Source organism: Methylophaga lonarensis MPL, from assembly GCF_000349205.1.
GTDB classification, from domain to species: Bacteria; Pseudomonadota; Gammaproteobacteria; order Nitrosococcales; family Methylophagaceae; genus Methylophaga; species Methylophaga lonarensis.
This window is the reverse complement of the sequence record NZ_APHR01000056.1, coordinates 1-21220: the sequence shown is the minus strand read 5'-3', so window position 1 is coordinate 21220 and position 21220 is coordinate 1. Positions and strand designations below refer to the sequence as shown.

Sequence of the window (21220 nt, the reverse complement as noted above, 5' to 3'; positions counted from 1 at the left end):
GACTCCCTCAGGATTGTTGAGCAGCCCGTTGTTCAAGAATTTCGACAGCCGGTAATTTCTTGCCTTCCAGAAACTCAAGAAAGGCACCGCCCCCCGTGGAAATATAAGAAACATCATCACAAACTTTGAATTTTGATACTGCGGCAAGCGTGTCACCGCCACCAGCAATAGAGAAAGCATTTGACTCAGCAATCGCCATAGCGATTTCCTTTGTGCCTTCGGAAAACTGACTGAACTCGAATACTCCCAGGGGCCCATTCCAGACAATAGTACCGGCATTTTTTAAAATTTCAGCCAACTGGGCAGCAGATTTTGGGCCGATATCGAAGATCATGTCGTCGTCGGCGACCTTGTCAACGGACTTTAATTCTGCCTCGGCGTTCTCAGCAAAATGCTTGCCGCAGACCACGTCAATCGGCACCGGAATATCGGCTCCGCGTCGTTTGGCATCCTCCGTCAGACGACGACAGGTATCAAGTAAGTCTTCCTCATACAGGGACTTGCCAACATTAAAACCCGCCGCAGCAATAAAAGTATTGGCAATGCCCCCACCGACAATCAGCTGATCAACCTTCTCTGATAAAGACTCAAGCACCGTTAACTTGGTGGAAACTTTTGAACCACCGACAATTGCAACCATTGGGCGGGCAGGTTTGTCGAGCGCCTTGGACAGTGCCTCCAACTCTGCCGCCAATAAAGGGCCGGCACATGCGATCGGGGCATATTTGGCGATGCCATGCGTTGATGCCTGAGCCCGATGTGCAGTTCCAAATGCATCCATGACATAGACATCACACATCTGTGCCATGCGGCGTGCCAGTGCATCATCATTGGCTTTTTCGCCGACATTAAACCGAACATTTTCACAAATCACCACCTCACCCCGTTCTACAGGAATGAAGTCCGGTTCCAGCCAGTTTTGCTCAAGTCTGACAGGTTGATCCAACAGGGCAGACAGGTAATTGGCTACCGGTGCCAGCGAATACTTGTGTTCGTATTCACCTTCGGTCGGCCTGCCGAGATGTGACATCACCATGACCTTGGCACCTTTCTCAAGGGCCAGTTTGATGGTGGGCAATGAAGCCAGTATCCGGGTTCCATCCGCCACAACACCTGATTTGAGTGGCACATTCAGATCCTGACGAATCAGTACTTTTTTATCCGTCAGATCCAGATCTGCCATCTTGATTACCGACATGATGTCCCCTTAATTTCAACGGTTAATTTTGTGAACTGTGTCTGATTATAACGCCGCGCTCACAAAAAAGGCCTCCCCTCACGGGGAAGCCTGTTAATTTTTTGCAACTATGCCGATGGCTTAGTCAGCAACATGCTCAACCAAGCGCATCATGTTGCAGGTATAGCCATATTCGTTATCGTACCAGGCAACCACTTTGACAAAAGTGCCATCCAGAGCGATACCCGCACCGGCATCAAAGGTCGACGGCGCTGTATGTCCACGGAAATCGGTAGAAACTACACTGTCTTCGGTGTAACCCAGCACATCTTTGAGTTCACCTTCGGCTGCTTTTTTCATCGCCGCGCAGATAGCTTCATAACTGGTTTCACTATCCAGCTCAACGGTCAGATCGACCACAGAAACATCAGAGGTTGGCACCCGAAACGCCATTCCGGTTAATTTGCCATTTAACTCCGGCAGTACTTTGCCAACGGCTTTTGCGGCACCGGTCGATGATGGAATGATATTTTCCAAAATACCGCGACCGCCTCGCCAATCTTTCATCGATGGACCGTCAACCGTTTTCTGGGTTGCGGTGGCGGCATGCACGGTCGTCATCAGACCACGTTTGATACCAAACTGGTCGTGCAATACCTTAGCCACAGGTGCCAGTGCATTGGTCGTGCAAGAAGCTGCCGAAACAATCGCTTGACCAGCATAGCTTTGATGATTGACACCATAAACAAACATTGGAGTGTGGTCTTTTGATGGCGCTGATTGCACCACTTTTTTGGCGCCAGCCTGGATATGCGCCTGACAAGACTCCTCGGTGAGGAAAAAGCCCGTGCAATCAATCACAACATTGACACCTACATCAGCCCATTTCAGGTTAGCGGGATCTCGCTCTGCAGTCACACGAATGGTTTTACCATTAACGACCAGGTGACCATCCTTGACTTCAACCTCACCCTGGAAAGGGCCATGCACCGAATCGTATTTGAGCATGTAGGCCAGATAGTCCGGTTCCAGCAGATCGTTAATTGCCACCACTTCGATATTGGTGAAATCTTTGACCGCTGCTCGAAAAGCCATCCGGCCAATTCGACCAAAACCGTTAATTCCTACCTTGATAGTCATTGTTTGTCCTCATTTTCGGAGCCGGTCTGATAACTGAAACTTGTGAGATAAATCACAGTTATCAGCATAACTCATCGTCTATGACAGAAAAATGACCAGTGAGCTTGCACCCACTGGCCATGATTCATTACACATCTATCAAATCTGCGATTACAGCACAGATTTAACAGTTTTCACTACGTTTTCAACAGTAAAGCCGAAGTGTTTCATCAGTACGCCACCCGGTGCAGATTCACCAAAGGTGTCGATACCCACTGTACCTCCTTCCAGGCCTACATACTTACGCCAGAAGTCAGTCACACCCGCTTCGATTGAAACACGTTTGACACCTGGTGTCAGAACGCTGTCTTTGTATGCTTGATCCTGACGGTCAAACACGTTGGTAGAAGGCATTGAAACAACGCGAGCGTTGATACCTTCTGCAGCCAGAGCTTCTTGCGACTTAACAGCCAGATCCACTTCAGAACCTGTAGCGATCAGAATCACATCCGCATTGCCATTGGCTTCTGACAGGATATAAGCACCTTTGCGCATGACTTCAAAGTCTGATGCATCATGCTTACGGCCAGGAATACCTTGACGGCTCAGTACCAGACTGGTCGGACCATCGGTACGCTCAACCGCAGCAACCCAGGCAACCGCAACTTCAACAGAATCCGCAGGACGCCATACATCCATGTTCGGGATGTAACGCAGACCGGCAGTGTTTTCGATAGGTTGATGCGTTGGGCCATCTTCACCCTGACCAATTGAGTCATGCGTCAGCACAGCAATCGTGCGTTGTTTCATCAACGCCGCCATACGCAGAGCAGATTTTGCGTAGTCAGAGAACATGTGGAAGGTACCGCCGTATGGCAGCAAGCCGCCATGCAGAGCCATACCGTTCATGATGGCATACATACCAAACTCACGAACACCGTAAGAAATGTAGTTGCCAGGCTCTTTACCTGAAACGTGTTTGAAGCTAGAGCAGCTGGTCAGGTTTGAACCTGTCAGGTCAGCAGAACCGCCCAGGAATTCAGGCAGGGTAGGAGCCAGTGCAGCAATCGCTTTTTGTGACGCCTGACGTGATGCCAGACTTTCAGCTTTTTCGTTAGTTTCAGCAATGAATGCGTCAGTGACTTGTTTCCAGTTAGCTGGCAGTTCACCGGCCATGCGACGTTTGAATTCAGCTGCCAGTTCAGGGAACTCCTTGGCATAGGCTTCAAACTTGGCATTCCAGGCAGCTTCTACTTCAGCACCTTTGGCTTTGCCATCCCAACCTTCGTAAACGTCTTGTGGGATAACAAATGGTTCGTATTCCCAACCCAGCTCTTTACGTGTCAGTGCAATTTCTTCTTCACCCAGTGGTGCACCGTGGCAGTCGTGGCTTGCAGACTTGTTAGGTGAACCAAAACCAATGATGGTTTTGCAGCAGATCAGTGAAGGTTTGTCAGTGACTGCTTTAGCAGCAGTAATCGCGGCATTGATTGCATCAGCATCGTGACCGTCTACAGACTGAACGTGCCAGCCGTATGATTCAAAACGCTTAACGGTGTCATCGGTATACCAGCCATCGATATGACCGTCGATAGAAATATTGTTGTCATCCCAGAAAGCAATCAGTTTACCCAAGCCCCATGTGCCAGCCAGTGAACAAGCTTCGTGAGAAACACCTTCCATCAGACAGCCGTCGCCCATGAATACATAAGTGTGGTGATCGACAATGTCATGACCTGGACGGTTGAATTGATCCGCCATCAGTTTTTCAGCCATGGCAAAACCAACACCGTTGGTGATACCTTGACCCAGAGGACCTGTGGTGGTTTCCACACCTGGCGCATAGCCGTATTCAGGATGGCCGGCACATTGCGAGTGCAATTGACGGAAAGTTTTCAGAGAGTCCATCGGCAGGTCGTAACCGGTCAGATGCAGCAGAGAATAAATCAGCATCGAGCCGTGGCCGTTGGACAGGATGAAACGATCTCTGTCAGCCCAGGCCGGATTGGTCGGGTTGTGTTTCAGGTGATCATTCCACAAGACTTCGGCAATATCTGCCATACCCATCGGTGCACCCGGGTGGCCAGAGCTTGCCTTTTGTACTGCATCCATACTCAACGCACGGATGGCATTCGCTAAATGTCTGCGTGTAGCCATTTTCTACATTCTCCTGTTAAAAAAAATCAAGCCGCTCGCCACTTAATCGAGCAGCCCATACTCGGTACTTGCGTATCCGGACCGTGGCCTGTTTGTGCAACCTGCTTCATCGATTCAAACAGATCACGTCTGACATCCGGTTCAGCGGCCTCTTTTCTACTGGCATCCAGACGCCCACGATATTGCAATTGCAACTCTTTGTTGTAGCCAAAAAAGTCCGGTGTACACACCGCGCCATAAGCCTTGGCTACTTGCTGAGATTCATCGTAGAGGTATGGAAAATTGAACCCTGCCTGTTCGGCGATACGTTGCATGTTCTCCAACGAATCCTCAGGGTATTCGGTAACATCGTTAGCCATAATGGCAACCGAATTGATACCGTATTGCTTGAGTTCTCTGGTATCTCGCACCAGGCGATCCAGAATGGCTTTGACGTAAGGGCAGTGATTACAGATAAACATGACCAACAGGCCGTTATCACCGCGACAATCTTCAAGGGTCCAGATTTTACCGTCAGTGGCCGGCAATTTGAAATCTATCGCCGACAAGCCAAAGTCACAAACGGGTGTTTCTAAAGCCATAATTGCTCACATCTTTCCATGCTGTCTCATTCCCGCACAATGAAACATTCTTATCATTTTTGTTTCGAGCCCTGCATCTTACCAGACAAGTCATGATAAAGCGAAGCCCACAACCCAACAGCGAATTAATCTCTTAAATCAAGCACATCCTGCATATCATAGAGTCCAGAGTTGTGCTGCATCAGCCAGCTGGAAGCTCTCATCGCACCGAATGCAAACGTCATTCGACTGGACGCCTTGTGGGTAATTTCCACCCGCTCACCTTCAGCCGCAAACAACACCGTGTGATCACCAACCACATCACCGGCACGCACCGTTGCAAAACCGATGGTTTGACGATCACGCTCACCGGTTCGACCTTCACGACCATAAACCGCGCATTGCTTTAAATCACGACCCAAGGCATCTGCTACCACTTCGCCCATTCTGAGTGCTGTGCCAGAGGGGGCATCCACTTTATGACGATGATGTGCTTCGATGATTTCAATATCGACACTGTCGCCAAGTACCCGGGCAGCAATATCCAGCAGTTTGAGTGACAAATTGACACCCACACTCATATTCGGTGCCAGCAATGTTGCCACTTGCTCTGCGGCTTTTTCGATAGCCTGCTTCTGTACCTCATCAAAGCCTGTGGTGCCAATCACAGGTCGACACTGGTGAGCCACACAGTGTGGCAACAAGGCCATGGTGACTTCTGGCAGGGTAAAGTCGATGATGACATCCGAGTTTTGACACGCCTCGGCCACATCAGCACTGAGACTAATGCCCAGTTTGCCTACACCAGCCAACTCACCTGCATCAACACCAATGAGTGATGAATCTGCACGGTCCAGCGCGGCACTCAACTCCAGACCGGGGGTTTGCTCAACCGCCTGAATCAGGCAACGTCCCATTCGACCGGCGGCGCCGTTAATAGCGATACGTATTGCCATGAAGTTATCCTGTTTTCCGGTTCAAAAATAAAAAAGGCTGGCGAGAAGTTAGCTCAGCCAGCCTGTATTGGCAAATCCATCCCTTACTCAAAAAAGCGCTTGACTGCGTCAAGCCATGAACTGTGTTTAGGGGTGTGGGCATTGTTACCGTCCTTCAAAGTGTCCTCAAAGGCTTGTAACAATTCTTTCTGTTTTTTCGATAATTTTACAGGTGTTTCGATGATGACTCGACACAACAAGTCGCCGGGACTACCACTTCGAACCGACTGAACCCCTTTGGAACGCAAGCGGAACTGCTGGCCGGTCTGGGTACCTTCCGGCACTTTCAACACGGCCTTGCCGTTAAGGGTGGGCACTTCCACTTCGCCGCCCAATGTCGCGGTCACAAAACTTATCGGTACATCGCAAAACAGGTTATTACCATCACGGGTAAACACATCATGATGTTTGACCGACACTTCAACATACAGATCGCCCGCTGGCGCACCGCCTGTGCCAGCCTCACCCTCACCGGCCAGCCTGATTCTGTCTCCGGTATCCACTCCCGCAGGCACCTTGACCTGCAGCGTTTTCTGTTCCTGAATCACGCCTTCGCCGTGACAGTCAGAGCAAGGATCCTGAATCATCTTGCCGGTACCATGGCAGTGTGGACAGGTTTGCTGCACGGTAAAGAAACCTTGCTGAATTCTAACCTGTCCATGCCCGCCACAGGTGGTACAAGTGACTGGCTGGCTGCCAGGCTTGGCACCTGTGCCATCACAGGTTTTACAGGTCACATGAACTGGAATCCTGATGGTGGCGGTTGTACCGGCAACGGCTTCTTCCAGCGTTAACTCAAGTCGATAACGCAGATCGGCACCGCGATAGTTCTGATGTCTACCGCCTGCGCCAAAGATATCGTTGAACACATCGCCAAAGATATCGCTAAAACCACCGGCACCACCACGGAAACCGCCAGCTCCGGCACTGTTATCAACACCGGCGTGACCAAATTGATCATAAGCGGCCCGTTTGCGGGTATCAGACAGAACTTCGTAGGCTTCTTTGGCTTCTTTGAATTTGGCTTCGGCGTCTTTGTCATCCGGATTACGATCCGGGTGATACTTCATCGCCATGCGACGATAGGCTTTTTTGATTTCGGCCTCTGTGGCAGTTCGCGCCACGCCGAGCAGTTCGTAGTAATCTTGTTTGGCCATGTCTTGTCTGGTCTTGTTATTCAAGCAAAACAGGCGCGGAATTTTGTTCCACGCCCGTTTGCAAGGTCATTATCGAGATGAGATTACTTCTTGTCGTCGTTGACTTCTTCAAACTCGGCATCAACAACATCGTCACTTGCTTCGGCCGCTGACTCTGAGGCAGCGCCGTCGCCTGCTTCAGCATTTTCGGCATAGGCTCGCTCAGCCAGTTTGGCAGCCGCTTCTGACAATGTGTTGGTTTTTGCTTCGATATCAGCCTTGTCTTCACCTTTCAGTGCTTCCTGCAGGCTCTCGATAGCAGATTCAATCGCAGATTTTTCTGCCGCATCAACTTTGTCACCCAGGTCTTTCAGTGACTTGTTGGTGGCGTGAATCAAACCATCTGCAGTGTTACGCGCGGTGACCAGTTCGTGGAACTTACGATCTTCCTCGGCATGCGCTTCGGCATCCTTGACCATTTTTTCCACTTCTTCGTCACTCAGACCACTGGAAGCCTTGATGACAATGGATTGTTCCTTGCCTGTGGCCTTGTCTTTGGCCGACACGTTGAGGATACCGTTGGCATCAATATCAAACGTCACTTCGATTTGTGGGACACCGCGTGGCGCAGGTGGAATATCGGCCAGATCAAAACGACCCAATGATTTGTTGGCAGAGGCCATTTCACGCTCACCTTGCAGCACGTGAATGGTCACCGCAGGCTGATTGTCATCGGCGGTCGAGAAAACCTGCTGTGCTTTGGTCGGAATCGTGGTGTTTTTCTCAACCAGTTTGGTCATCACACCACCCATGGTTTCGATACCCAGGCTCAACGGCGTCACGTCAAGCAGGAGTACGTCTTTGACATCACCTGCCAGTACCGCAGCCTGAATCGCCGCACCTACAGCCACCGCTTCATCAGGGTTTACATCACGGCGTGGTTCTTTGCCAAACAGCTCTTTAACAGCTTCTTGTACTTTCGGCATGCGCGTCTGACCACCGACCAGAATGACTTCACTGATCTCAGAGACAGACAGTCCGGCATCTTTCAACGCCACCTTGCAAGGCTCAAGACTGCGTGTAATCAAGTCATCAACCAGAGATTCCAGCTTGGCACGGGTCAGGCGGATTTCCATGTGTTTTGGACCGCTGGCATCGGCTGTGATGTATGGCAGGTTGATATCTGTTTGTTGGCTTGAGGACAGCTCAATTTTTGCTTTTTCAGCCGCATCTTTCAGACGTTGCAGCGCCAGAGGATCCTTGCTCAAATCAACGCCTTGATCTTTCTTGAATTCGCTGACCAGAAAATCAATGATGCGCTGGTCAAAGTCTTCACCGCCGAGGAAGGTATCACCGTTGGTCGCCAGCACCTCAAATTGGTGCTCACCTTCGATGTCAGCAATTTCGATGATCGATACGTCAAAGGTACCGCCACCCAGGTCATAAACCACAACCGTGGAGTCACCACGCTTTTTGTCCATGCCGTAAGCCAGAGCAGCAGCGGTCGGCTCGTTGATGATACGTTTGACTTCAAGACCGGCAATCTTGCCAGCGTCTTTAGTCGCCTGACGTTGTGAATCGTTGAAGTAAGCAGGTACGGTAACTACGGCTTCTGTAACCGGTTCACCCAGGAATTCCTCAGCGGTTTTTTTCATCTTCATCAAGACACGCGCAGAAATTTCTGGTGGAGCCATTTTTTTGTCGTTGGCCTGAACCCAGGCGTCACCGTTGTCGGCTTCAACAATCTTGTAAGGCACCATGTCGATATCACGCTGAACGACATCTTCTTTGAACTTACGACCGATCAGTCGTTTGATACCGTACAGTGTGTTGCTCGGGTTGGTCACCGCTTGTCTTTTTGCTGATTGACCTACCAGTACTTCGTTGTCTTTGGTGAAGGCGACAATCGATGGCGTAGTGCGATCACCTTCGCTATTTTCGATAACCCGGGCTTTACCATCTTCCAACACTGCTACGCATGAGTTGGTGGTACCCAAATCGATTCCAATAATTTTACCCATAAATAATTCTCCGAAATTCTCTGAACTCTGACTGGCTTTACCAGCTGTTGTGTCTCTAGGTTGGGGAGCTGTCAGTGGATTTCAAGTCCCTTCACTTTGTACGGTGATGATTTATTGCGAGACCACCACCATGGCAGGCCTGAGCAAACGCCCATTGAAGCGATAACCTTTTTGCATGACCGCAATCACCTGATTGGCTTCTTTGCCCTCGACTGGCTGCATGGCCATTGCCTGATGCAGTTCCGGATCAAAGGCTTCACCTTCCGGGTTGATCTGTTCCAGACCAAACTTGGCAATGGCACTGATCAGCATTTTGAGTGTCATATCCATGCCATCGCGAACCGATGACAAATTGGCTTCTTCATTGCCTGCCGCATTCAGCCCCAGTTCAAGGCTGTCACACACCGGCAACAGCTCGGTGACAAATCTGTCGAGCGCATGCTTGTGGGCACTTTCAAGATCACGACTATGCCGACGACGCATATTTTCCAAATCTGCACGGGCACGCAGTAACTCGTTCCAGTACTCATCGGCTTTGGCCTGGGCTTGTTCAAGCAGCTGCTCGGGGCTGACATCGGACGGTGATTCCGAGGCAGGTTGTGTTTGCTGGTCTGGTGTTGCATCCAGACTGTTGTCTGTGTTGTTGATTTCTTCTTGACTCATGTTGACCCGTTTTCGCTTTACTGAAGACAGGTTCTATTTGGGGGCCAAGAAACACATTTCAAGCCAATGGCCTGATTTTTTTGAATTAACCTGCTGTCTGATTATCTTTGAGCCAGACACAGGCGCCATCACTTTTTTTGTCAATCAATTCCAGCATAGCCTGATGAGCCGCCAGCTCATGCTCGTCTGCATGAATGATTTTCAAGGCTGGCCGTGCTGATGCTGTAAAGGCATTGTCCAGCGGCTGTTCGTCGGCAGTCGGAGCTTCTTGATGTTCCGCCGCCAGTGACAAGCTGACTTGGCCACCGGTCATGGCCAGGTAGACTTCGGCCAGAATTTCGGCATCCAGCAGAGCGCCGTGCAAATCACGATTGGAGTTATCAACCTGGTAGCGTTTACACAAGGCATCCAGATTGTTTTTCTGGCCGGGATGTTTGTCACGCGCCATCTTCAGCGTATCAACAACCTCACAGATATCTGCAATGCGATGGTTGATCTCCAGCTTGCCAAATTCATGATCCAGAAAGCCAACGTCAAACGGTGCGTTGTGAATGATTAATTCGGCACCGCTGACAAAATCGATAAACGCCTTGGCGATGTCAGCAAACACCGGTTTGTCAGCAAGAAAATCGTTGGTAATACCGTGCACTTCTATGGCACCGGCATCGATTTCTCTCTGCGGGTTGATGTATTGATGAAAGGTTTGCCCCGTGGCACGACGATTGATAATTTCCACACAGCCGATTTCGATGATGCGATGATCTTCAGCCGTACTAATACCGGTGGTTTCGGTATCAAGCACAATCTGTCGTTTTGTTTGTTGTTCAGTCACCGTCGAGCCTCTTATTTCGCTTGAAGTTGTTGCCGGGCATTGACTGCCAGTTGATCGGCACGCTCATTGTCTGGATGTCCATCATGGCCACGCACCCACTGCCATTTGACTTGATGCTGACTCACCGCCTTGTCCAGCCGTTGCCACAAATCGGCATTTTTGACCGGCTTGCGCGCGGCGGTTTTCCACTGCTTGGCTTTCCAGCCGGACAGCCATTCGGTCATGCCTTTCATTACATACTGAGAATCTGTGGTGATTGTCACCTTACAAGGTTTTTTCAAAGCTTCCAAAGCAGCAATGACCGCCATCATTTCCATACGGTTATTGGTGGTGTCGGGTTCTGCGCCGGATAATTCCTTCTCTACCTGTTTGCCACGCAGCCGCAAAATAGCTCCCCAACCGCCCGGCCCGGGATTACCACTACAGGCTCCATCGGTAAAAATATCCACTTCATCCATCTTCGGGGGTTCCTGTGTGTCTGTCATGACGAGTTAAAGGCCGATTAACCAAGCGGGTTTTCGGAAACAGCGCTGCCTGCCGCCAGCGCACGGGCAGTGGTGTCAGCGGAATAGTACGTTTACTGGCAACCACAATGGTCACGCCACAAAAAAAGGGCCAGAGTCTTGCCCCCCAGCGTGGCATAAAACGGGTCCATCTAAGCAACCGTAAAGACTGACTGGGCAGTGTAAAGCCGAGCGCTCGGCGATCAATAATCTGAAAATTGAGCAGCGCCAACCAATCCTGAATCCTGGAGCGGGAGAAAAAGTGACCATTCCAGGGAGGCCTGTCCTGCCAGGAAAACAAGCGTTTCATGCCCCATAAGCTGAGTGGGTTGAAACAACACAACACCAAGGTGCCATCATCCATCAGCACTCGTTCAGCCTCTCTGAGCAATTGATGTGGGTCGGTAGAGAACTCAAGCACATGCATCAACATCAAACTATCGATACTATGAGATTTGAACGGCAAGTTCTCGGGTTGAGCAACCACATCGGCATGTTCACCAACGCGAAGTAATGCTTCGGGTCGTTTGGAGCCGGGCAATAACAGACTGTTGCCGCCAATCTGAACTTGATAATAGCCATACAGCAGATGTTTGAGTGAAAACAGCGCATCGCGTTCAGACTGGTCCAGGCGCTGTCCCAGCGGACTCGCCCACCATTCCGACATTTGTTGCTCGTGCATTCTATAATCTGTCATCACCCACCGGGAGTCTTTCATGCTGAAAGTGCATGCCGTTAATGCATTTGAAGATAATTATATCTGGCTGATTCAATCTGAACACAGCGCGGAAACCATGATCGTCGATCCCGGCAGTGCAGAACCCGTCCTTAGGAAGTTGCAAACTCTCGAACTCGAGCCTGTCGCGATTCTGATCACACATCACCATCACGACCATGTGGGCGGCATCCGGCAACTGCGTCAAAGCTATGCCGATTTGCCTGTGTTCGGCCCCCGACAGGAACAGATACCTGAGATGAGCCATCCCCTCGCGGAACACAGTGGTTTAAGCCTGCATCCTGCTTTCCCAGCAGTGCAAATCCTTGATACCCCGGGACATACCGCTGGACACATCAGCTATCTGCTTGATGGCAAACTGTTCTGCGGTGACACACTGTTTGCCGGTGGCTGCGGTCGGTTGCTGGGTGGCACTGCTGAACAGCTTTATGCGTCCTTATTAAGACTTCGCCAGCTTCCCGCACACACTGAAATCTACTGCGCCCATGAATACACACTCAACAACCTGCTGTTTGCCCTGAGCATCGAACCAGACAATCAGGCTCTGCACCTTCGCTTAGCGCATTGCCGACAGCTACGTGCGCATGATCTCAGCACCGTACCGTCACGACTTGCTGATGAGCTGCAGACCAACCCTTTTTTACGCTGTGACCAGCCGAGTGTGGCCTGTCAGCTTCGTAATGACAATGATGTCGAGCCTTTGGAGGCAATCGAAGTTTTCCGTCGACTGCGCAGCAAAAAAGATGTGTTTTGATTCAAGAGGCGACGCTGCTGCCGCCTCTTGAGTGCGCGGCTTATTCCGACTTGTTTACATGCACATCCATCTGTGGGAATGGAATGGTGATACCGTTCGCATCAAACGCTAATTTGATCTGCTCAATCAGCTCGGCACGCACGGGCCAGAAATCATCGGCATTCACCCAGGGTCTGACATCGAAGTTAACGCTGCTGTCAGCAAGCTCTGCAACACGTACCACCGGCTCAGGATCTTGTAACACTTTTTCGTGACCGGTGACGATGTCCTTGATGATATTTTTTGCCTTGAGCAAATCATCGCCATAGCTAATGCCGAACACCATATCGATACGACGGGTATCACGCGCTGAAAAGTTGGTGATGGTGCCACCATAAATTCGGCCATTAGGCACAATTACTTCACGATTGTCGCCTGTTCGCATGATGGTGCTGAAAATGCTGATCTTTTCCACAATGCCCATGACGCCGCCAGCATCGATAAAGTCGCCCACTTTGAATGGTCGAAAGATCACCAGCATGACCCCGGCAGAGAAGTTTTGCAGCGAGTCTTTCATTGCCAGACCAACGGCAAGACCGGCAGCACCCAATACTGCAATCAGCGAAGTAGTGTTGACTCCAAGTTGATCCAGCGCCGCAATAAAGACAAACAACAGCAGTAATGCATTGGAAATGGAACTCAGGAAATTGATAAGAATCGGGTCGACATTCCAGCGAACCATCAATTTACGAATCAGTTTTACCAGCCATTTAACAACGATTCGCCCGACGACGACGATCAAAATTGCCGTCAACACATTCATCAGGAAACTACCCAGGACACTTTCCATTAACTTTTCCCCGCTTCAATTGATTTAACGATATCTCTAATCAGTGCTGGCCCCTGATATATCAGGCCGCTATAGATTTGTAACAACGTGGCACCGGCTTCAAGTTTGGCTAGGGCATCTTCGGCCGACATGATGCCTCCCGCCGCGATGATTGGCATATCCATTGGCAGGGCTTGACGGAATTGCCTGACAATTTCAGTCGAAGCAGTCGTCAAAGGTGCACCACTGAGGCCTCCCGCTTCATCTGCATGCAACATGCCGGCAACCGCCTCACGAGACATGGTGGTGTTGGTGGCAATCACCGCGTCCATTTCATGCTGTGTGAAAGCACTGGCCAATTGCTGCACTTCTTGTTCCGACAAATCCGGAGCGACTTTGACCGCGAGCGGCACATATCGCCCGTGCTCACGATGCAAACGCTGTTGTGATTTTTTCAGCTCTGCCAACAAGGCATTCAACGCTTCCCCGAATTGCAAATCCCGCAGCCCGGGCGTATTGGGAGAAGATATATTGATGGTGATGTAGTCCGCAAACGGATACGCCTTGTTCAAGCCTATCACATAGTCATCAACGGCTTTTTCAACAGGTGTGTCGAAGTTTTTACCGATGTTAATGCCCAAAATACATTGCCGCTGAGCCACCTGAACCTGCTCGATAAGATGATCAATGCCAAGATTATTGAATCCCATGCGATTGATAATCGCCTGCGCTTCCGGCAGGCGAAACAGCCTCGGTTTGGGGTTGCCAGGTTGAGGTCTCGGGGTCACTGTGCCCACCTCAATAAAACCGAAGCCCAGTTGTGACAGGGCATCGATGTGATCTGCGTTTTTATCGAGTCCGGCAGCAAGCCCCACTGGATTGGGAAAATTCAGACCCATGACACGAACCGGTGTCGCTGCAAGTTTGGGCTTGAGCAGTGACAACACGCCGGTCATTTCCAGAATATCCAGTGACTTCAATCCCAGATGATGAGACTTCTCGGGATCAAGCCGAAACATCAAATTGCGTAACAGTGAATAGATCATGCTGCAAATTCCATTTTTACGTGGTAGCCGGTAAATTTTCGAATGTTGATTACGCCGGTATCCAGAATCAGATATTGGCCTTTGATGCCTAATAACTCACCTTCAAGCTGATTCGTCTTGTCAAAGCTCAGTGATTTGACTTTGTCTGGATACTGCAACACAGGGTAAACAATCTCGGTCACTGTTTCAGCCTTCAGTGCTTTAATTGACTGTTCACCAAAGCGTTCCTGCAATGCTTTGATCTCGTGCAGTGTCTCAGCGAATAATTGATCTCTTAGCCCAGCCAAATCAAGTGGTTCGGCCTGTGCTTTGAGCATTTTCCGCCAATCAGTTCTGTCAGAGACGTGCTGCTTGTAAACCGTTTCCACCAGCCCGGATTGTTGTCGGCTTTGCACCATAAAAATCGGCAATGCCTGCGTTGCCCCCTGGTCAATCCAGCGTGTGGGGATTTGTCCAGTACGAGTAATGCCGACCTTGAGTCCGGAACTGTTGGCCAGATACACCACATGCGGTTGCATGCAGACCGCCTGCCCCCAATCCGGTTCACGGCAAGTGCCTTGCTCGAAGTGACAAGTCTCTGGCTTCATAAAACACAGATCGCACTGAGCCAGCTTTTGTGAGCAGGGAAAACAAAATCCGCCACTGAAGCTTTTTTTAGTGCGTCGTTGGCAATGCTGACAAAAAATTTCACCCACATACTCAAATCTTAAGTGCTTACCCATCAGCGCTGCCATATCCACCCGATGTTCACCGAGCAGCATCTGATAACTTGCCTTGCCGTCGTCAGCCAACACTGCTGACATCTTGGACATTTGTCCGTCTGTTACTGCCACAATTACCTCATGAATTTGGATGCAAAAGCATCGATGACATGTTCTTTAAAAAAATTTCCGCACAATTTACGAATCAGCAGTTCCCCGAAAAAATTTTATGTCATCTTAAACTCAGGCCTGCTTTGGTATCCAGAAAACCGGCCGTCTCAGGGGGTGGTCATTTTTTCATCAATCGCGTATATACTTAGCGCAATTAAATAGTTAGACGGCATTGATAACATCACATGTTAAATTTAAAAAAGCTCTTCACACCGCTGTTTGTGGTGCTTTTCACGCTGGTTTCCGGTTGTTCGACGACCAGCAAACAAGGTGACGATGCAAGGAAGCTGTCAACTGAATCAAGTTCACCCCCCGCTACTCAATACCACGATATCGTCAAGTCCCCCATCAAACAAGCAGAGTCAGCCAAGGTCGCCAAAAAACGTCTAGCTCGACCAGAAGATCCAGAATCAGAACTGGTATTCGAAGATCTCTGGGACCGTATCCGTGATGGCTTTGCCATGTCTGATCACGAAGACATGCATGAGGTGACCGTAGAGCGTCTGGAATGGTTTGCTAATCATCCTGACTTCATGAATCGTATCGCCGAGCGAGCCACCCCCTACCTGCACTACATCGTTGAACAAATCGAAGCACGTGGTTTACCGATGGAACTCGCCCTGCTGCCGATTATCGAGAGCAGCTACGAACCCTTTGCCGTGTCAAGCAGCCAGGCAGCCGGTATATGGCAGTTTATTCCTGGAACCGGCCGTGTTTTTGGCCTCGACCAGACATGGTGGTATGACGGACGCAGAGACATTATCGCATCAACCGATGCCGCTCTGAGCTATCTTGAAAAACTATACAACGACTTTAACGACTGGGAACTGGCGCTGGCAGCATACAACGCCGGTGAAGGCACCGTTGGCAGGTCTATCCGCCGCAATGAAGAATCCGGCTTGCCGACTGATTTCTGGTCGCTTGAACTGCCTAACGAAACACAGAACTATGTGCCTAAATTATTGGCTGTCTCTCATTTGATTAAATTTCCGGAAAGATACGAACTGGATCTGATGGCAGTGAACAATGAGCCTTATCTGACAGTTGTCGATGTCGGTTCACAAATTGATCTGGCATTGGCTGCACGACTGGCAGGAATTACCGTTGATGAAATTTATCAGCTCAATCCTGGTTTCAGTCGCTGGGCCACAGCACCAGAGGGTCCGCATCAGCTTGCCTTACCGATCGATAAAGCGCCGGTCTTCGAACGAGAACTGGCCGCATTACCCGCCAGTGAACGGGTCCAGTGGGCCAGACATGAAGTGAAGTCTGGTGAATCACTGGGTGTCATCGCCAGTCGCTATAACACCACGGTTGCAGCACTCAAGGATACCAATGAACTGACTGGCAACCTGATTCGTGTTGGTCAGCAACTACTGATCCCGGTTGCCGGTGAATCGACTAGCACAAGCCTCAGCGCCAACATTGCAGCCAAAGGTAAAAAAACCACCTACACCGTACAAGCCGGTGATTCATGGTGGAATATTGCCCGCAGTCATAACATTGAAGTTGATCAACTTGCCAAGTGGAACGATAAAAAACCACGTGACATGCTGCACCCAGGGCAGCAGCTGGTGATCTATGCATCCAGTAATGCGCCTGGCGATCAGCCCGCCGGCTTACGCACCGTTAATTACACTATCCGTGATGGCGATTCACTGTGGAAAATTTCCAGACGTTTCAATGTTAGCGTGGCGAATGTCCGTGAATGGAACAATCTGACTGAACGCAGCCTGCTGCACCCCGGGCAACAACTGACACTCTACGTGGACCCTGCCCTGCAACTCAGTCAAATCTGACAGTGCTGCATGTCGCACTGTATGAGCCTGAAATTCCCCCCAACACAGGCAACATCATCCGGCTGTGTGCCAACACTGGCGCACAGCTACATCTAATTGCACCTCTTGGCTTTGTACTGGAAGACAAGCGCCTGCGTCGTGCAGGGCTTGATTATCATGAATTTGCTGCAGTGATGCAGCATGATGGTTTTGATGCCTTTTGTGACTGGTCGGGACAACGCCGATTGCTTGCCTGTACCACCAAGGCTCGCCAGCATTACCACCAGATCAACTTTCAAGACGAAGATGTATTGCTGTTTGGTCCTGAATCAAGAGGCTTGCCGACAAACGTGCTCAACAGCCTGCCGGACGATCAGAAGCTTCGTATTCCGATGCTGTCCGGCAGTCGCAGTCTTAATCTGTCTAATGCCACGGCCGTCATCCTTTTTGAAGCGTGGCGTCAGCTTGGGTTTAATGCTGCTGTCTGAGCTTATTGAACTGACATCATTCTTGGCCCTCTTGCCAAGGAAATTTCCGCCAGGGACGCGCCTGTTTTCAAATCAAAAATTGTCAGACTGTCACTAAACCAGTTGCTGACAAAAGCCCTTTGATTCACCACATCCAGCCAGACACTCTCTGGCATTTCGCCAGTTTTGAATGTTTGCAGTACTTCAAAATTGGCCGCATCAATCTCAAGCAGCAGATTGTCATTCTGACTGACGACATAAAGTCGCGAGCCATCTTCACTAATCCCCACATCATAGGGCGAGCGTCCAACTTCAAACTGCTGTATCGCATCCAGTTGATCATCATCAATTACCGTCAGACTGTGATCCTGGACACTACTGACATAGATTTGGCTTAAAGCCGTATTGTAATTCACCGCATAGGGGCCACGGCCAACAGGCAATGTGGCAATCAATCTGGCGCGATCAGCATCCAGCACAGTCAAGGTATTGTCCTCTCTATTGGCTATATAGAGGCGACGACCTTCACTGTTGAGTGCAATTCCGGCCGGACTCTTGCCAACTGCGAGAATATCAACCAACTGCAAAGACTCAGCATTAATCACCAACACCGCATCTCTATCCCAATCGGTGACAAACAACTGGGGCCTTTTGTCATCCAGCACCATGGCAAATGGCTGACCGCCAGTCGAGATATCGGTGACTTTCTCGCCTGAGTCGAGCTTCCTTACTGTCACCAGGCCTAATTCTGGATGCGAAATAAACAGGTGATTACGTTGTCGATCCGCTACCACCGCAACTGGCCCGGAATCCACAGCATAGTCAGATTCCAGCAGTAAATTTTCACTGTCTACCACCGATATACGCGCATCGGTTTGGCTGGTGATAAACAATCGCTCAGCACTGACAAAAACTGGCAGTGCCGCCAGTAGCAGAAAACTCCACCTTATTCTTTTCATCTTGATCACTTCGCCAGAGACTGTTGTAAACCTTCAAGCCCGTTTCGAGCATAGGCAGTCATCGCTTCAACCGCAGCCGCATCACTCAGGTTTTCAGGTGGGAAATTCCCGGTATCGCCACGATAAAAACGTCCTCTCCAGGTCACTTCGGTGCCTGCATCAACGGCCTCAAGCTGGATAGCAATACTGTAGAAACTCACCGGGATGACCGTGATATCTTCACGCAACAATCTAAAACTGATGTAACGGCGCTCAGCATCACTCTCATCAAGACTTTCCGTGATAGTGCCTTGCTGACCTTCAATTGAGATGACCCGAGTCGTATCATCCGTCATTTCCACGACGGTCACTTGCGGATGCCAATCACCAATACTGGAAAAATCCGCTACCACTTGCCAGACATCATCAATATCGGCTGAGAGTACCAGCTGCTCATCCACACGCTGGGGAGTCGGACCGTGAGCATAGACATTGCTTGCCAGAATAACCACACCCATCATGACCGAGAAGATATTTCTTGCTAATTTCATTTCTATTTACCTTAAAAATTATTACGGAGCTCTATTGGTGTTGCCAATGGTTTCAACATAACCATTTATAATTCCAATTTGTGTATATTTATATCTGTTTGATGAATTACCAACTTTTACCAAATCTTTATAAACAAGAAACTCAACACGACCACTCGCATTTTCCCTGACAGAAACCTGCTCAGGTTCACCTAGTGCTTCTCGGACATATTCAGCACTTTTTCCTGAAAACTCTTTAACAAACGCAAACTCGGAAAGCTGGTGAGAGTCAGCCATATCAGCAGACACAAGATTGATGCCTGAAAATGTCAGTATCAGAAACACAGTAAATCTACCTATCAAATTCATCGATTGCTCCAGTGAAAAAAATCTTCTCAATGCTACCTGCCAGCCCCCTGAGCAGATAGAGCATACGGCCCATCTAGAACCGGGAAGTCATCACTGTTATTGCTATGAGTTTTTCCTGATTTATAAAAGCAATTCAAATTAAGGATTATTGAATATATACATTTATTGTTTCAATACTCTAGAATCCGTGACTTTTATCGCCTGACTCAAAAGATTGATGCTGAAAAATCGAAATCGTGCTCGAGTTGATCTGACCATTGTTGGTGTTGCCGCAATCGTCACCTGGGTAGTTGCCGGTTACTATGACTTAGCCGAGCGCTGGATAGATTGGGCGGCATTGGGCGAGTTTTACCAGCTTGATGAAATCATTTTTGTTTTGCTGACCGCTTGCATCGGGCTGATGTGGTTTGGTCGGAGGCGTTACCTGGAGCTTCAGGCAACCCTGTCCAGGAACCTGCAAATTCAGCAAAGTCTGAAGGCCACCAATCAGGAAATCTCTACCCTGTTGTCTCAGAACAGAGCATTAATAAAACATATCACTTCAGTTCGCGAAGCTGAACGATTGCATCTAGCTAGAGAACTACATGATGTATTCGGACAGCATCTTGCCGCAATTGACGTCAATATCAGCGTCGCCAAAAAGCTGGCAGAAGATCATGACAAGCTTGGCACTTTGCTCAACACCGTGCATGACAGCGCCAATTACCTGCGTGAAGTCACTCGTTCACAACTTCGCTCAATTCGACCACCGGGACTTGCATCGATGGGACTGTCCACGGTGGTTGAAGACTTATTATCCCAATGGCAAATGACCTTTCCGGGCATTGAGCTTAACTACAACCTGGATATTGATGATTCATCGGTCAATTATGAGGCTGGGCTGACAATCTACCGCTGCTTGCAGGAGGGTCTATCCAATGTCAGTCGTCATGCCAACGCGGGCATGGTTGACATTGATCTGACGACTTTCAAATCACACCCGGAACACACCGAAATCAGTCTGGTGCTGCGTGATGACGGCAAAGGCATCGATCCTGAAAAATCAATCAACTTGGGGCTAGGGCTTATCGGCATACGTGAACGCTGCCATGCACTGGATGGGCGTTTTGAGCTTAAAAACAATCATCCCACCGGCACGGTAATGCATTTAAGCATCCCTTTGGACTGAACACATTGAACCTTTGAGGCTGTGATGAAAACTGAACAAATCACTTTATTACTTATCGACGACCACACTATTTTACGTGAAGGCTATCAACAGCTGCTTGAAACAGCAGGTTTCAAAGTCATTGGCCAGGCGGGCAATGCTGAAGATGGCTATCAGAGCTATACCGCACTGAAGCCGGATGTTTGCATCATAGATATGACTATGCCCGGTACCGGCGGGCTTGAATGTGTAAGGCGTATTTGTGCTAGAGATAACCATGCCAGGATCCTGGTCTGCAGCATGCATGATGAAACATCACTGGCAATGCGGGCACTGGAACTGGGGGCAATCGGTTATATCACCAAGTCTTCATCGTCAGATGTCCTCATCGAAGCAGTCAAATCGGTTGCCGCCAGACGTCATTATCTGGGGACCGAAGTGGCTCGCTCTATAGCCATGGAAAAGTTGATCCGCACCGACCAGAAGATCAGTTCATTGTCTCATCAGGAGTTTGCTGTTTTCCGAATGGTGWTGCCGAGGGGCTCAGCATTAATGAAATTGCCCAACAGCCTGACACTCGACCCCCAAAACAGTCTCAAACATACAAACCAA

22 protein-coding genes are annotated in these 21220 nt (G+C 49.6%); 5 read left to right on the top strand and 17 right to left on the bottom strand.

Annotated features, from left to right (window positions below; genetic code table 11):
- Positions 1-7 precede the first annotated feature (7 nt).
- The 11 genes from MPL1_RS10100 to MPL1_RS10050 form a co-directional block, all read right to left on the bottom strand.
- The gene (locus MPL1_RS10100; RefSeq protein ID WP_009727037.1) at positions 8-1198 is read right to left on the bottom strand and encodes a phosphoglycerate kinase; all 1191 of its coding nucleotides are present in this window, start codon (positions 1196-1198) and stop codon (positions 8-10) included.
- Positions 1199-1318: 120 nt separating this feature from the next.
- Positions 1319-2317: a type I glyceraldehyde-3-phosphate dehydrogenase gene (gene gap / locus MPL1_RS10095; protein ID WP_009727036.1), complete on the bottom strand. Its 999-nt coding sequence runs from the start codon at positions 2315-2317 to the stop codon at positions 1319-1321.
- Positions 2318-2467: 150 nt separating this feature from the next.
- On the bottom strand, positions 2468-4453 hold the full coding sequence (gene tkt, locus MPL1_RS10090) for a transketolase (protein WP_009727035.1): 1986 nt from the start codon (positions 4451-4453) through the stop codon (positions 2468-2470).
- Positions 4454-4479: 26 nt separating this feature from the next.
- Positions 4480-5034 carry a thioredoxin family protein gene (locus tag MPL1_RS10085; RefSeq protein ID WP_009727034.1) on the bottom strand — a complete coding sequence of 185 codons (555 nt, stop codon included), beginning with the start codon at positions 5032-5034 and terminating at the stop codon, positions 4480-4482.
- Between the two features lie 125 nt (positions 5035-5159).
- Complete coding sequence (gene dapB, locus MPL1_RS10080; RefSeq protein ID WP_009727033.1) at positions 5160-5969, bottom strand: 4-hydroxy-tetrahydrodipicolinate reductase; 810 nt, start codon at positions 5967-5969, stop codon at positions 5160-5162.
- A gap of 83 nt (positions 5970-6052) precedes the next feature.
- Entirely contained in the window at positions 6053-7165 is a 1113-nt protein-coding gene (gene dnaJ, locus MPL1_RS10075; RefSeq protein WP_009727032.1) for a molecular chaperone DnaJ, read from the bottom strand.
- Positions 7166-7248: 83 nt separating this feature from the next.
- The gene (dnaK, locus tag MPL1_RS10070; protein WP_009727031.1) at positions 7249-9165 is read right to left on the bottom strand and encodes a molecular chaperone DnaK; all 1917 of its coding nucleotides are present in this window, start codon (positions 9163-9165) and stop codon (positions 7249-7251) included.
- 111 nt (positions 9166-9276) lie between these two features.
- Positions 9277-9828, bottom strand: a complete 552-nt coding sequence (grpE, locus tag MPL1_RS10065) for a nucleotide exchange factor GrpE (RefSeq protein WP_009727030.1) — start codon at positions 9826-9828, stop codon at positions 9277-9279.
- Positions 9829-9913: 85 nt separating this feature from the next.
- Positions 9914-10660 (bottom strand): DNA polymerase III subunit epsilon, encoded by a 747-nt coding sequence (dnaQ, locus tag MPL1_RS10060; protein ID WP_009727029.1) that lies wholly within the window; start codon positions 10658-10660, stop codon positions 9914-9916.
- A gap of 11 nt (positions 10661-10671) precedes the next feature.
- Positions 10672-11118 carry a ribonuclease HI gene (rnhA, locus tag MPL1_RS10055; RefSeq protein ID WP_009727028.1) on the bottom strand — a complete coding sequence of 149 codons (447 nt, stop codon included), beginning with the start codon at positions 11116-11118 and terminating at the stop codon, positions 10672-10674.
- Positions 11111-11845: a class I SAM-dependent methyltransferase gene (locus tag MPL1_RS10050; RefSeq protein WP_152417652.1), complete on the bottom strand. Its 735-nt coding sequence runs from the start codon at positions 11843-11845 to the stop codon at positions 11111-11113. The genes rnhA and MPL1_RS10050 overlap by 8 nt, the downstream gene beginning before the upstream one ends.
- A 34-nt stretch (positions 11846-11879) precedes the next feature.
- Here MPL1_RS10050 and gloB point away from each other — a divergent pair, with 34 nt between their 5' ends.
- Positions 11880-12653, top strand: a complete 774-nt coding sequence (gloB, locus tag MPL1_RS10045; RefSeq protein WP_009727026.1) for a hydroxyacylglutathione hydrolase — start codon at positions 11880-11882, stop codon at positions 12651-12653.
- 40 nt (positions 12654-12693) lie between these two features.
- Here gloB and MPL1_RS10040 read toward each other — a convergent pair whose 3' ends face one another.
- Genes MPL1_RS10040 through MPL1_RS10030 form a run of 3 tightly spaced genes read right to left on the bottom strand, consistent with a single transcriptional unit; the run spans position 12694 to position 15310 of the window.
- Positions 12694-13482, bottom strand: a complete 789-nt coding sequence (locus tag MPL1_RS10040) for a mechanosensitive ion channel family protein (protein WP_009727025.1) — start codon at positions 13480-13482, stop codon at positions 12694-12696.
- Positions 13482-14507 carry a quinone-dependent dihydroorotate dehydrogenase gene (locus tag MPL1_RS10035; RefSeq protein WP_009727024.1) on the bottom strand — a complete coding sequence of 342 codons (1026 nt, stop codon included), beginning with the start codon at positions 14505-14507 and terminating at the stop codon, positions 13482-13484. Before MPL1_RS10035 ends, MPL1_RS10040 begins: the two co-directional genes overlap by 1 nt.
- Positions 14504-15310: a DUF2797 domain-containing protein gene (locus tag MPL1_RS10030; protein ID WP_009727023.1), complete on the bottom strand. Its 807-nt coding sequence runs from the start codon at positions 15308-15310 to the stop codon at positions 14504-14506. Before MPL1_RS10030 ends, MPL1_RS10035 begins: the two co-directional genes overlap by 4 nt.
- 254 nt (positions 15311-15564) lie before the next feature.
- Between MPL1_RS10030 and MPL1_RS10025 the strand changes: the two genes are divergently transcribed.
- Entirely contained in the window at positions 15565-17178 is a 1614-nt protein-coding gene (locus MPL1_RS10025; RefSeq protein WP_009727022.1) for a lytic transglycosylase, read from the top strand.
- A gap of 2 nt (positions 17179-17180) precedes the next feature.
- The gene (gene trmL, locus MPL1_RS10020; RefSeq protein ID WP_009727021.1) at positions 17181-17645 is read left to right on the top strand and encodes a tRNA (uridine(34)/cytosine(34)/5-carboxymethylaminomethyluridine(34)-2'-O)-methyltransferase TrmL; all 465 of its coding nucleotides are present in this window, start codon (positions 17181-17183) and stop codon (positions 17643-17645) included.
- Positions 17646-17647: 2 nt separating this feature from the next.
- Here trmL and MPL1_RS10015 read toward each other — a convergent pair whose 3' ends face one another.
- Genes MPL1_RS10015 through MPL1_RS10005 form a run of 3 tightly spaced genes read right to left on the bottom strand, consistent with a single transcriptional unit; the run spans position 17648 to position 19461 of the window.
- The gene (locus tag MPL1_RS10015) at positions 17648-18583 is read right to left on the bottom strand and encodes a YncE family protein (protein ID WP_009727020.1); all 936 of its coding nucleotides are present in this window, start codon (positions 18581-18583) and stop codon (positions 17648-17650) included.
- Between the two features lie 5 nt (positions 18584-18588).
- A complete protein-coding gene (locus tag MPL1_RS10010) occupies positions 18589-19113 on the bottom strand; it encodes an SRPBCC family protein (RefSeq protein ID WP_009727019.1) in 525 nt (174 codons plus the stop codon).
- A gap of 21 nt (positions 19114-19134) precedes the next feature.
- Positions 19135-19461, bottom strand: a complete 327-nt coding sequence (locus MPL1_RS10005; protein ID WP_009727018.1) for a hypothetical protein — start codon at positions 19459-19461, stop codon at positions 19135-19137.
- Positions 19462-19678: 217 nt separating this feature from the next.
- On the opposite strand from MPL1_RS10005, the gene MPL1_RS10000 reads away from it, so the two are divergent.
- Both MPL1_RS10000 and MPL1_RS09995 read left to right on the top strand, forming a co-directional pair.
- Complete coding sequence (locus MPL1_RS10000) at positions 19679-20629, top strand: sensor histidine kinase (protein ID WP_009727017.1); 951 nt, start codon at positions 19679-19681, stop codon at positions 20627-20629.
- A 24-nt stretch (positions 20630-20653) separates the two neighbouring features.
- Positions 20654-21220, top strand: a 567-nt coding sequence (locus MPL1_RS09995) for a response regulator (RefSeq protein WP_009727016.1), incomplete at its 3' end; no start/stop codon positions are given.